At 57.1% G+C, this 12341-nt stretch carries 12 protein-coding genes, 1 tRNA gene, 1 rRNA gene and 1 other annotated feature; of the genes, 12 read left to right on the top strand and 2 right to left on the bottom strand.

Annotated features, from left to right (window positions below; translation table 11 throughout):
* From WDN10_02555 to WDN10_02520, 8 genes are all read left to right on the top strand, one after another.
* The gene (locus tag WDN10_02555; GenBank protein MEJ0053584.1) at positions 1–1065 is read left to right on the top strand and encodes an NAD-dependent epimerase/dehydratase family protein; all 1065 of its coding nucleotides are present in this window, start codon (positions 1–3) and stop codon (positions 1063–1065) included.
* Entirely contained in the window at positions 1062–1874 is an 813-nt protein-coding gene (locus tag WDN10_02550) for a bifunctional 5,10-methylenetetrahydrofolate dehydrogenase/5,10-methenyltetrahydrofolate cyclohydrolase (GenBank protein MEJ0053583.1), read from the top strand. Before WDN10_02555 ends, WDN10_02550 begins: the two co-directional genes overlap by 4 nt.
* 38 nt (positions 1875–1912) lie before the next feature.
* On the top strand, positions 1913–2182 hold the full coding sequence (locus tag WDN10_02545) for a type II toxin-antitoxin system RelB/DinJ family antitoxin (GenBank protein ID MEJ0053582.1): 270 nt from the start codon (positions 1913–1915) through the stop codon (positions 2180–2182).
* Positions 2179–2448: a type II toxin-antitoxin system YafQ family toxin gene (locus tag WDN10_02540; GenBank protein ID MEJ0053581.1), complete on the top strand. Its 270-nt coding sequence runs from the start codon at positions 2179–2181 to the stop codon at positions 2446–2448. The genes WDN10_02545 and WDN10_02540 overlap by 4 nt, the downstream gene beginning before the upstream one ends.
* Positions 2449–2508: 60 nt before the next feature.
* Positions 2509–3810, top strand: a complete 1302-nt coding sequence (secD, locus tag WDN10_02535; GenBank protein MEJ0053580.1) for a protein translocase subunit SecD — start codon at positions 2509–2511, stop codon at positions 3808–3810.
* Positions 3811–3813: 3 nt separating this feature from the next.
* Complete coding sequence (secF, locus tag WDN10_02530) at positions 3814–4722, top strand: protein translocase subunit SecF (GenBank protein MEJ0053579.1); 909 nt, start codon at positions 3814–3816, stop codon at positions 4720–4722.
* Positions 4723–4725: 3 nt separating this feature from the next.
* Positions 4726–5277: an AAA family ATPase gene (locus WDN10_02525; protein ID MEJ0053578.1), complete on the top strand. Its 552-nt coding sequence runs from the start codon at positions 4726–4728 to the stop codon at positions 5275–5277.
* A gap of 86 nt (positions 5278–5363) precedes the next feature.
* Positions 5364–6260: a hypothetical protein gene (locus WDN10_02520; GenBank protein MEJ0053577.1), complete on the top strand. Its 897-nt coding sequence runs from the start codon at positions 5364–5366 to the stop codon at positions 6258–6260.
* Positions 6261–6301: 41 nt separating this feature from the next.
* Here WDN10_02520 and pyrH read toward each other — a convergent pair whose 3' ends face one another.
* Together pyrH and WDN10_02510 are read right to left on the bottom strand one after the other, a co-directional pair.
* Positions 6302–6994, bottom strand: coding sequence for a UMP kinase (gene pyrH, locus WDN10_02515; GenBank protein ID MEJ0053576.1), 693 nt, complete (start codon positions 6992–6994; stop codon positions 6302–6304).
* A gap of 125 nt (positions 6995–7119) precedes the next feature.
* Positions 7120–7584: a hypothetical protein gene (locus WDN10_02510; GenBank protein ID MEJ0053575.1), complete on the bottom strand. Its 465-nt coding sequence runs from the start codon at positions 7582–7584 to the stop codon at positions 7120–7122.
* 275 nt (positions 7585–7859) lie between these two features.
* Positions 7860–8382, top strand: a sequence feature (16S ribosomal RNA rRNA prediction is too short).
* Positions 8383–9115: 733 nt separating this feature from the next.
* Between WDN10_02510 and WDN10_02505 the strand changes: the two genes are divergently transcribed.
* The 4 genes from WDN10_02505 (at position 9116) to WDN10_02490 (ending at position 12310) form a co-directional block, all read left to right on the top strand.
* Positions 9116–10171, top strand: a 16S ribosomal RNA gene (locus tag WDN10_02505).
* Between the two features lie 267 nt (positions 10172–10438).
* Positions 10439–11005 carry an LAGLIDADG family homing endonuclease gene (locus WDN10_02500; GenBank protein ID MEJ0053574.1) on the top strand — a complete coding sequence of 189 codons (567 nt, stop codon included), beginning with the start codon at positions 10439–10441 and terminating at the stop codon, positions 11003–11005.
* 628 nt (positions 11006–11633) lie between these two features.
* Positions 11634–11706: transfer RNA gene (locus tag WDN10_02495), tRNA-Ile, on the top strand.
* Positions 11707–11761: 55 nt separating this feature from the next.
* The gene (locus tag WDN10_02490; GenBank protein ID MEJ0053573.1) at positions 11762–12310 is read left to right on the top strand and encodes a protease complex subunit PrcB family protein; all 549 of its coding nucleotides are present in this window, start codon (positions 11762–11764) and stop codon (positions 12308–12310) included.
* The last annotated feature ends 31 nt before the right edge of the window (positions 12311–12341 follow it).

The raw sequence follows: 12341 nt of genomic DNA, 5'->3' as shown, positions 1-12341 counted from the left end.
ATGAAGCGCACGATACTCATCACCGGGGCGGCAGGGTATGTAGGCGCCATGCTCGTCGAACGCTTCGCGAAGCGCGAGGACATCGGACGCATCATCGGCGTCGATAAAGAACCGCTTCCGGAACTGCTCGCCAAGGAACCGAAGCTTCTCTATATAGAGGCCAATACTTCCGACGGGACCTGGCAGGAGCGGGCGCGGGCGGAAAGGCCGGATATCGTGATCCACACCGCGTGGCAGATACGGGAGGTGTACGGCGATCATGCGCTTACGTGGAAGTGGAATATCGACGGATCCGACGCGGTATTCGATTTCGCGCTCGGCGAACCTTCGGTCGAGCGCCTGATCCATTTCTCCACCGTCGCTTCCTATGGCGCGTATCCCGACAACTCGACCGGACACCGGTATGCGGAAGACGAGCCGTTCCGAAAAATGGACTATCTATATGCGGAAGAGAAGAGGATTGCCGAGGAGCATCTCGAAGAGAAATATGCGAAAAGCGATAAGCGGGTGAACGTCGCCGTCGTGCGCCCCGCGGCCATCACGGGCCCCCGCGGGCGGTTCATGCGTATCCGGTTCGGGCTTCAGGCCGCGCTTTCGGGGCAGCTCAAGGATTCCTTCGCCTATCGTCTCGTCTCCGGCATGGTTTCCTTTGTTCCGGTCACGCCTAAGTGGCTCCGGCAGTTCATACACGAGGACGACGTCGTCGGTATCGTCGAGCGTCTCGCGTTTGGCGAACCGGTCAAGGGATACGAGGTCTTCAATATCTGCCCTCCGGGTCCGGTTGTTCTCGGGCCCGATATGGCGAAGGCGGTGGGGAAGCGGCTGCTTCCCGTATATCCGTGGATGGTGCGCTTCCCGTTTTTCGTATTTTGGCATCTTTCGCGCGGGAAGATTCCGACCGGCAAGGGGGCCTGGAAAAGCTATTCGTATCCCATCGCGGTCGACGGCTCGAAAGTTACGAGGGAACTCGGATATGCATATGCTTACCCGAGCTTCGACGCCTTCTATTACACCAACGGCGCGTACGAGTCGTTCGTGCCCGAAAGCGCGCGCCGCCACAAATGATTCTCGACGGAAAGAGACTCGCAGCGGATATACTCTCGCGCGCCAGAGCGCGTTCCGAACAGCTCGGACGCATGCCGACGCTTCGCGTGGTTGCCTGCGGGGGCAATGCCGCGACGGCGTCGTATCTTAAGATCAAAGAAAAGCGCGCCGCGGAGGCCGGTATCGGGATGATCGTGCAGACGCTCCCGGAGACCGCGACCACAACCGAGCTCATCGCCGCGGTCACGGCCGCTACGGAAGACGCGCTCATCGTACAGCTTCCGCTTCCGGCCACGGTCGATACGCAGGCGGTACTCGACGCGATTCCTGTGGAAAAAGACGCTGACGTGCTTTCGTCCGCGGCCCGGGCGCGGTTTGAAAGAGGAGAAGACGGCGCGCTCCTGCCGCCGGTCGTCGGCGCGGTCGCGGAAATAGTGAGGGGCGTATCGATAGCGGGGAAGAAGGCTGTAGTCATAGGGAATGGCTGGCTGGTCGGCGCTCCGGTTGCGACATGGCTTAACCGCCAAGGTGCGGACGTTTCCATAGCGACCATCGAAACGGCTCCGGAAGAGCTCGCGCGCATGCTTTCCGGCGCGGACATTATCGTCGCGGGCGCGGGTTCCGCGGGGCTTGTGAAGCCTGAGATAATCAAGGAGGGAGTCATCCTTATCGATGCGGGCACCTCCGAGTCCGGCGGCGTTATAAGGGGAGATGCCGATCCGGCGGGTGCCGAAAAATGTTCTCTTTTTACGCCCGTCCCGGGAGGAGTGGGTCCGGTCGCCGTTGCGAAACTGTTTGAGAACGTTATCGAGCTCGCCGAATACTCTTAGGATTTGCAAGTGTAGCCCAAATGGGCTACACTGCGCATATGGCAAAAACCGCAACGGTACGAGCCCGCATGGAACCCTCGCTCAAGCGCAGGGGAGAGGCGGTGCTTTCGAGAATCGGCCTCTCCCCGACGGATGCCGTTACGCTCTTCTATACGCAAGTAACCCTCAACCAAGGACTCCCGTTCAGTACCAATATCCCCAACGCCGAAACCGCAAAAGTCATCCGCGATGCCCGTAAGGGCCGCGGGCTGCTGAAGCCGAAATCGTTCGATGCATGGGAGAAGGAGTTGCGCGCTATGCGCGCATGAGGATTCTTCTTCAAACAAGCCGGTTCAAGAAAGATATCCGGCGTCAGTTAAAACGGGGGAAAGATCGAGAGAAGATGGTGGCCGTCACGCGCTTGCTTGCGGCTCAAGGCAGCCTTCCCCCGGACTACAAGCCTCACCCCCTTCAAGGGGAGTGGAAAGGAACCGACGAATGCCATATCGAACCCGACTGGCTCCTCGTCTATGCCGTCACGGAATCCAGTATTATCCTCCACCGCACCGGCACCCATGCCGATCTTTTTGAATAAGATTCCACCTGGTTCGGATGCGGTTGCATCCGGCCCCTAATTCCTTATACTAGGCCCATCATGAAGCATCATCGGCTTGCCGCCATCGGGCTCCTTATCATAGGAGCCGCGCTTATATGGTTCGTCTGGTCGACCCAGGCCAATCCCGAGTCCCCGTGGCGCTTCAAGCTCGGCCTCGACCTTGCGGGAGGTACCGAACTCACCTATAAGGCGGATACTGCCTCGATCGCTGAGGCAAGCCGCCCGGGCGCCCTCGCGTCGCTTCATCAGGTTATCGAGCGCCGCGTGAACCTCTTCGGCGTCGCGGAACCCCTCGTCCAGACCGAGCGGGCGAGCACCCTCAACGGCCAGGCGGAAGACCGCCTTATCGTCGATCTCCCGGGCGTCACGAACGTGAAGGCCGCGGTCGACGCGATCGGCAAGACGCCGGTGCTCGAATTCCGGCTCCAGAAGACGGTCGGCACGACGACCGAGTTCGTCTCGACCGGACTCACCGGCCAGTATCTTGCGAATGCGTCGCTTGAATTCGGGAACGGCGGCGCAAGCAACGTGCTTGGAAGCCCTATTGTCCTTCTCAAGTTCAACGACGAAGGCGCGAAGCTTTTCGAGAAAATCACGAGCGAGCACGTCGGCGACATACTCGGCATCTTCCTCGACGGCTCGCCGATTTCGACGCCCGTCATTCAGGAGGCGATTCCGGGCGGCACCGCAACCATTACCGGTAAGTTCAACGCGACCGAAGCGAAGAGCCTGGTGCAGAACCTTAACTTCGGCGCGCTTCCGGTCCCGATCGAACTTATCGGTTCGAACACCGCGGGGCCGACTCTTGGCGCGAACGCCATTACCGCCGGAGTGCTTGCCGGCATCGTCGGATTCCTCCTGGTCGCGGTTTTCATGCTTCTTTGGTACCGTCTTCCGGGCCTGGTCGCGGACGTTGCCCTCGTCGGCTATCTCGCGCTCGTCCTTTCCGTGATGAAATTCATTCCGGTCACGTTTACCGCCTCCGGCATCGCGGGGCTTATCATATCGGTCGGTATGGCGGTCGACGCGAACGTGCTCATCTTCGAGCGCATCAAGGAAGAGCTTCGCGAAGGGAAGGGGCCCCGCGAAGCCGCGCACATCGGCTTCAGCCGCGCGTGGCCCGCGATCAGGGACGGCCACCTTACGATGCTTATTTCCGCGGTGATTCTCTTCTGGCTCGGAACGAGCCTCATCCAGGGCTTCGCGCTCGTTTTCGCGCTCGGCGTCATCGCTTCGCTCGTCTCCGCCGTCACCGTCTCGCGCATCTTCCTGCTTGCGATACTGCCCGAAGCAAACACGGGGGCATGGCGTTTTCTTACTGGTAGCGGGCTTCGCAAATAACGTATGTATATCGTCAACCATCGCACGCTGTTCTTCTGGATCACCGGAGTCATCCTTGCCGCCGCGCTCGGCGCCATCGTCTTCTTCGGTCTTCCGCTCGGCATCGATTTCACGGGCGGGTCGCTCCTTGAGGCCACGTACACCACGTCCGAGCCTTCGCTCGACGTGCTTAAGAAGAGCGTTACCGACCGGGTCGCGCTCGGGGAAATATCGCTCCGCCAGTCGGGAGAGACGGGCGTAACGCTTCGTACCCGGACGCTCACTCCCGCGGAACACGAGGCAGTCCTTTCCGCGCTTACCCTTGGCGGCACGGCGGAGTTCACCGAAGACAAATTCACGAGCGTCGGGCCTGCTCTCGGCACCGAGCTTGGCAAGAAAGCGATCTGGGCCATCCTCGCGGTCGTCCTCGCCATCGTGCTCTATATCGCCTGGGCGTTCCGGAAAGTCCCGCCTCCGGTCCCCGGCTGGACCTACGGTCTTACCGTCGTCGCCATGCTCGCGATCGACATCATCGTGCCGACCGGCTTCTTCGCGGCGCTGTGCCATTTCACGGGCGCTCAAGTCGATTCGCTCTTCGTGGTCGCCCTTCTTGCCCTTCTCGGGTACTGCGTGAACGACGTTATCGTCATTTTCGACCGCGTCCGCGAGCACCTTGCGAAGAACGAGAAGACCGGGCTTAAGGAATCGTTCGAGACGACGATCGGCAAGTCGATCGACGAGACCATGACGCGCTCCATCAATACCGGGCTCACGGTCGCGCTCGCACTCCTCGCACTCGTTTTCTTCGGCGCGCCCGTGACCGTCAACTTCGCGCTCGTGATGCTCGTCGGCGTCGTCGCCGGAACGTTCTCTTCCATCTGCCGCTCCGCCCCGCTCCTTATCCCGCTCGCGCACCGGTTCGCGAAGAAATAGCCCATGATTCTCGGTATCGCCGGGACGCTCGGGGCGGGGAAGGGAACGGTGGTCGAGTACTTGGTCGAAGAACAAGGATTTACACATTTCTCGGTTCGTAACTTTCTCTGGGAAGAAGTGGATCGCCGGGGCCTTCCGCGCGTTCGCGATAATCTGAGCATCGTCGCGAACGATTTACGCGCGAAACATGGAGCCGGATATATCACGGGAGAGCTTCTGAAGCGCGCGCAATCGTACGGAGCCGATGTTATCATCGAGTCATTGCATACGCTCGGAGAGGCGAATTTCCTCCGGGAGCACGGGGCCATAATCCTGGGCGTGGACGCGGATGTCAGAGCGCGCTACGAACGTATACGGAAGCGGGGAACCGAGACCGATCAGGTTTCTTTTGAGAAGTTTGTCGAGGACAACGAGCGGGAAATAGCATCGAACGATCCGGCAAAGCACAATATCCGTGCCGTCATTGATTCGGCTGACTTTACAATCACCAACGACGGCACGCTCGAAGAGCTTCATAAGCAGATAGACCGGATCCTCTCGGAAGTTTCAAGATAACGATCAGTGGACGTCGTCGTTTTACAGTGCCACGTTTATCTGCTATAATGCCTTAGGCAACCAAGCTCGTTACGGAGGATAATCCAATGACTGCAACAACGCGGAGCTTCGAGCTCCCACACTGGCTGGGCCGGACCGCCTTTATTGCTGCCGGTTTCGCCGTGAGTGTCGCCGCTTTTCTTTTTTCGTCCCTGTATCTATTGGACGCCTATGGGGTGAGCGCCATGGAAGACAATGCCGCGTTCTGGGAATGGACGCCGATCTGGGTGTCGGCGGGCGGCGTTATCTGTCTCAGTGCCTACGCGCTTATTCTCGTGTGGACAGATGATTGGACAGGAAAGACGCGCAAATACTTCGGTCCGCTGTACTGGTTCTACGAAGCGACCGACGAAGCTATCCCGATCACGCTGAGCGTCTTCACGCTGCTCGCCCTCATGCCGACTGCGGCGGCGCTCTACATAAACCAAGGCGGACATCTGCTCGGTACCGCTCCTGGGTATGTGCGGATAACCGACGATGGCCGGATGCTCTTGCCGGGGCAGATCGTGCAGGCCGAACGCCTGGAAGTACGTAGCGTCCCGGTGCCGGTCTGGCGCCGTTCCGCTATTGTACCGGTCACAGTTGCCTGGTACGGGGGCTATACCATCCATGCTCTCGTTTCAGTCGACTTCAGGCTCAAGCCGAACGCATCGCTCCAGGGACTTCTTGCGACGCACTATCAGGCATTGGGCCCGCAAGAGACCAGAGACAGGTCCGGTATGCAGCTCAACGTGTTTACCGGAGCGCTTGCGCCGTATCTTGCCGACAAGATCGCCCGAGTGCTGCGTGAGATCGAAGAGAAGAAAATCACAGGTTCCGAGGCGAGCATGCAGTTGCGCCTCGCCGCGCTCGTGCATGAGCATCGGACTGAAATGCCGGGATGGGTCAAAGACCTGTCGCTCGGACAGGTCGTGATGTCGGATTCCTCATTCCTATATCACTAAGGTCTTCCCCAACTTGCGGGCCGCGAAAGCGGCCCGTTTCGTTATGAAATGACCGTTCCCTCGAAGTTCCTATTTTCTAAATAGTTTTCAAATTCATCAAGACGCGCGCCGTTCATGATGGCGATTTCAAGACCAAGCGCCTCCGCTTCCTTGGCCGCTACCGGATCGAACGGGGAAGAGAGCCCCGGATCCCACTCGGCAGGGATAAGGCTTCGGAACTCGCTCCAGGATAGTTTTTCAAGCTTCTTCGCACCCTCGAATTTCCTCGGGTCTTTGTCGTATACGTAGTCGATATTCGACAGGTTCACGAGGCGCTTCGCGCCGAGCGCCTTTGCCGCAAGCACGGCGCAATAGTCGGTCGACCAGCCGGGCTTCCATCCGGCACCGATGATAACCGGGCTTTCCTCAGGGACCATTGTCGGATCCTTTACGATCTTCGCGTGCCCCTGCTCGCGAAAAAGCGTGCGCATGAGGTGCGCGTTGAGTCTGGTCGAGTGGATGCCGAGCCAATCGAGGTCTTCGCGCGGGAGATCGCCGCGAACAAGATGCGCGGCTTCCTGATAGCTGCGCGCGGTCTTCCCGCCGCCCGTGATGATATAAAAAGAAAAGCCCTCGGAAATCTTTTTGAGAATAAGCTCGCGGAAGCGCGCGAGAAATGAAGCATCGATCCCCTCAGGGACGATAAGAGACCCTCCGACAGACACGACAACACGCTCCCGCGGTGATGCGCTCATAGGTAAGGTTTGACGGCTTCAACCAGCATACGCTTTTCAACGCCGCATGCAACTTGTCGGAGGTAAGAATCGTTTTATAAGGGAAACAGTGAAGGGCCCGCGTTTCCGCAGGCCCTTTCAAAGATTCATCCCCCTTCATCTTGGTAGTATTCGGCGATCTTGAAGAGCATGCGTGTCCGCAGATAGCCGAAAGTCCTGCTCTTCCGCGGCAACGCTTCCCAAAGTTCCATGAGTTTCGGGAGAGTGTCTGCCGCATTGAATTTCGACTCGAAGATATTGTCGATCTTGGCCCTGGCAGCGTCGCGTTGCTTGTCGAATCGCGCGAAGCGATGCACTTCGTACCACTCAGCAATCGTGCGCGCTTCGTCACGGGCTTTGATCCAGAGCGCATAGTGTTTCTGGGTTGCCCGGTGCCTGAGGGGGCTTCCGGGCTTCGTTTCGTTTATGACGTACGCGACCTCGCCCATCGTCTCAGATTCTTCCAGTTCCTCCTCGAGTTCTTCAATGGTCGGCACCAGCCTGGCGGGAGCGTTGACTGGAAAGAGTCGGCGGTTCAGGTCTATATAGGACATTCCCATGGCCTTGGCCATGTCGGCTACCCGAGTTCCCATGTGCGTAATCTCCGTTGGATCTGGGCCAGATATACCATAAGCGCTAAGGCCTGTCCAAAGGGTCTCCGGTTCGTTACGACGCCCATCAAAACGCCTCTTGACGCCCCTCCCGCCCTCCTATAGTATGGCTTTACCTGCCCCACAGGGGGCCGGTTTTATTTGCTCTCTGACATACGAATAAAGTCCCCAGGACCGGCACGGTCTTGGGGGTGCAAGAAAACCTGTAAGTTATGTTTTGTTTTGTTCCGCCTATTCTTAATGAGAGTTTGATCCTAGCTCAGGATGAATGCTGGCGGCGTGGATAAGTCATGCAAGTCGAACGGCCCGCAAGGGCAGTGGCGAACGAGGTAGTAACGCGCAGGGAGATCCCCCGGAGTCGGGCATAGCCAGCCGAAAGGTTGGGTAATTCCCGATGGTCTCGCGAGAGTAAAGATTTATTGCTCCGGGAGTCACCTGCGTAATATCAGCTAGTTGGTGAGGTAATGGCTCACCAAGGCTACGACGTTTAGGGGAGCTGAGAGGCTGACCCCCACCGATGGGACTGAGATACGGCCCATACTCCTACGGGAGGCCGCAGACGAGAATATTCCGCAATGGGCGCAAGCCTGACGGAGCGACGCCGCGTGCTGGACGAAGTGCTTAGGTACGTAAACAGCTTTTCCCGGGGACGAAGTAATTGACGGTACCCGGGGAATAAGGGGCTCCTAACTCTGTACACGTGCGCAGGTGGCTCTGCGCATTGGAGCAAATCGAACGGTTCTCACGAACCGTTCGTTACCGCGTGCAGCTTTCTCGAGAAATCGAGATCGAAAACTTGGCTATATGCTGGAACTCTCTTGTGGACTGCGTCTGGTTTAGATTTCTTTGAAATCAAAATCAGATCCCAAGAGACAATCAGCAGGGAAGTCGAGTATAATTGTGAAGATGATCTGTGCGCTCTCGAAGCAACAACGGGATGTGCTCGTAGGCCTCATGCTCGGAGATGGAAATCTCGAGTTTAACGGCTATCGAGGCACCCGATTGCAGGTAAAGCAATCGGAGGAACGAAAGGAGTATGTAGTGTGGCTTTATAGTCACTTCGCGCATCTCGTCAAAACTCCTCCGAAGCAAAGACCGGATACGAAACAGTGGTATTTCGGAACGCGTTTCTTCGAGAACCTCGAAGACATGCGCAAAATCTTCTACGCGGGACGCGAGAAGGTCGTTCCTGGAAATATCACCGAATTGTTCCGGTCGCCGCTCACGCTCGCGGTGTGGTTCATGGATGATGGGAGGCTCGATTATCGAGCAAAATCCCATTATGCGTACCACATCAGTACTGATTCTTTCACGGAATCGGAGGTGAAGCGACTGCAAGCGCTGTTATTAGAGAGATTCGGCATCGCGGCAAAAACCTATTTGTCGCTGTGCCGCGGGAAGCGGTATCCGAAACTGTATATCGGGAAAGAAGGACGCGACGCGTTTACAAGAACCGTCGCCCCTTACATCCTGCCCTGTTTCAGGTACAAGCTTCCTTCTGATCATCGGAATATATACTTTGACCCCTCAGAGACTACACGCCGAGCCCCATCAGTATTGGTGGGTGATGATATAGTCCGATCCTCATAGCGATATGAGCGGCATGCCCGTGCGGCATGCCACACACGATGGCCAGCAGGAGCGGTAATACAGAGGCCCCGAGCATTATCCGGAATCACTGGGCGTAAAGGGTGTCAAGGCGGCCGTATTAGTCTCGCGTAAAATCCGGGAGCTCAACTTCCGGTCCGCACGGGAAACGGTACGGCTCGAGGGCGTAAGAGGTCTATGGAACTCATGGTGTAGGGGTGAAATCCGTTGATATCATGGGGAACACCAAAGGCGAAGGCAATAGACTGGTACGTTCCTGACGCTCACACACGAAAGCCAGGGGATCGAACGGGATTAGATACCCCGGTAGTCCTGGCCCTAAACGTTGCTCGCTCGCTCTACGGAGTATCGACCCTCTGTGGGGCTAAGCTAACGCGATAAGCGAGCCGCCTGGGTAGTACGAGCGCAAGCTTAAAACTCAAAGGAATAGACGGGGACTCGCACAAGTGGTGGAACATGTGGCTTAATTCGTCGGCAAGCGAAGAACCTTACCAGGGTTAGAAATCCAGCTGCATCCGACCCGAAAGGGACGGAGCCTTCGAGGGTGCTGGACAGGTGATGCATGGTCGTCGTCAGTTCGTGGTTTGAACTGTTCCCTTCAGTGGGGTAACGAACGCAACCCCCGTTGCCTGTTATATATGTCAGGCGAGACTGCTCCCTCACGGGAGAGGAAGGTGGGGATGACGCCAGATCAGCATGTCCCTTGATACCCTGGGCTGCACACGTGTTACAATGGGCGGTACAGAAGGATGCAAGACCGCAAGGTGGAGCTAATCCCGAAAACCGCCCCCAGTACGGATTGAGGTCTGCAACCGACCTCATGAAGCCGGAATCACTAGTAATCGTAGGTCAGCCATACTACGGTGAATACGTTCTCGAGTCTTGTACTCACAAATAAATGCGCCCGGCAGCGCATAGTTCTAAGTGGTTCAAATCCACTCCTCCTCACTCGTCGTGGGGAGCGTAGCCGAAAGATAGGTCCAATGCCGTAAGGTATGGACTGAAGGATCTGGAAGCAAAACACAGCCTGTACACAAAAAGGGCCGCATCGACCTATCAGTGGGCGGTGAGGATAGGGAAGGTGCCGAAGAAAGGCCCGTAGAGGATGTATGGAATAGAAGTATGCGTAACCCGGGGAGACCCAGTTGTCCACAACGGCAACGGTTCTTGAATACCCGTAGTGTCAACTCATTGATACTATGTCGGTATGCAGGAATCAAAAGACACTGGGAGTCAGCTGCGTCGTAGTATTGCGCTCTTCCACAAGAAGAACGCGAGAAGGACAAAACCAGGCGTGCTATCCGCTGATTACATCGTCGGTTTGACCGATGGCGAAGGGAGTTTCTGTGTCTATCTGCTTCCACCTAAGAAAGAGCATGGCTCGGTAAGTTACCGGGTGCAGTGCCGTTACTACATCAAGATGCGGGAAGACGAACTTCCTCTTCTTGAGAAAGTACAGAAATTCTGGGGATGCGGAAAGATATACTTCCAACGCGAATATCGGAAGAATCAACGGGATAATTATCGGTTCGAGATCTTCAGCTACGATCTCTTGAAGCAAGTCGTGGTGCCTTTTTTCAAAAGGCACCCGCTTGAAAGCAAGCGCGTAAAGGACTTTGAGCTATTTTACCAAGTCCTCGAGCTCGCGATTGCGAAAGCCCATCACACGAAAGAAGGGGTTAGGAAGATCGCTGTGTTGAAATCGAAAATGCACGCCGGGGGCTCGCGCAGTGCGGGAAATCCGCTCGCTGCGTGGGAACGTGAACTTGCCTAAGTATCACATTCGCCCGTCAACTCAAGGGAGTTGGGGGTGCCCGAAATTCTGCGTATGCAGGACTACGGCAAACTCAATGACAGGGAGTAAGTCGAAACAAGGCACGGGTAGCGGAAGCTGCTCGTGGAACATATCCAATTGGAACCGATATCGCCCGAAAGGCATATCATGTCGATATTGTCTGCAAGGACAGTGGGAGATTAGCGTCGTCCCCAAACGCGCTACGGAAGCCGGATAACGTAACCCGGCGGTCGCTTGAAGGCCACACGTGAGCCTTTGAGCGGGAGCAGGATAGGCGGAACAAAAGAGAACGCGACTACAGGTTTTCGATGCACTGAATAAAGAAAGAACCCGGGTGATCCGGGTCTTTCTTTTTGGCCTATGCAGCCGCAGGCACTTCCGCGACCTTGAGGCGCTTTACGCATCTTTGCCAGATGCGCTCCTTGTTGCGATGCCGGCGCAGTTTCGACTCGGGAGTAGAAGTCCTCCTCGACCGGAGGAATTTCGGTTCGCGCGTGTTGCCACGGTGGACCATCTATAGGCTCACTATAACAGGCAAGGTTCGGGGGAAAGGGAGGGGGTGGGGAAAGTGGAAATAACAGGCGGATTTTGGTACTATCACGAAACTGCACGCTTAGCTCAGTTGGTAGAGCACTCGACTGATACTCGAGCGGTCCTAGGTTCGAATCCTAGAGCGTGCACAAAATTCCCTGTGGAGAACGCCCCCGGGGCCCGCACAGAAGGTATACTAGACCTATGAAAGACCTTCTTATCATCGTCGGGATGATCATCGCGTCCGGCATCATCGGTGCCTATCTTTATTTTTACACTCCTGACGAGCTTATGATGGGCGTGCCCGCCGTCGAGCAGGTGGCTACTACGACGCCGAACTCGACCGAAGCGATGGAGATAGGAGGCCCCGTGGACTTCACGACACTCACCACCGGCACCCATGCCGGAGGCGTTACGACCCGCAAGAACTATCTCGCGACCGATGCCGAGGGGATTGCGAAACTCTGGAAACTCGCGTTCGGTACCAGTTCGACGACGCCCGCGGTCGACCTTTCCTCGCAGGAGGTCGTTGGGGTGTTCGCCGGGCAAAAGCCAACCGGGGGATACGCCATCGCGGTCACGAAAGTCGAGGACAGCGCGACCGAGCGTACCGTCTATGTCACCCTCACCGTCCCGGGCAAGGGCTGCATGGTGACGCAGTCCCTCTCGACCCCGTATAGCATCATCGTCATGCCGAGAAGCCCGCTTCCGGTGACGCACCAGGACGCGACTTCGACCAGGGAGTGCGAGTAGGTTCCGTTTCGTGCGTGAGTGCGGTTCTGCG

The sequence above is a fragment of the bacterium genome, assembly GCA_037200965.1.
Lineage (GTDB): Bacteria > Patescibacteriota > Minisyncoccia > Phycocordibacterales > Phycocordibacteraceae > C7867-001.
Note: the sequence above shows the minus strand (reverse complement) of the source record. Positions and strands in the feature narration are given on the sequence as shown.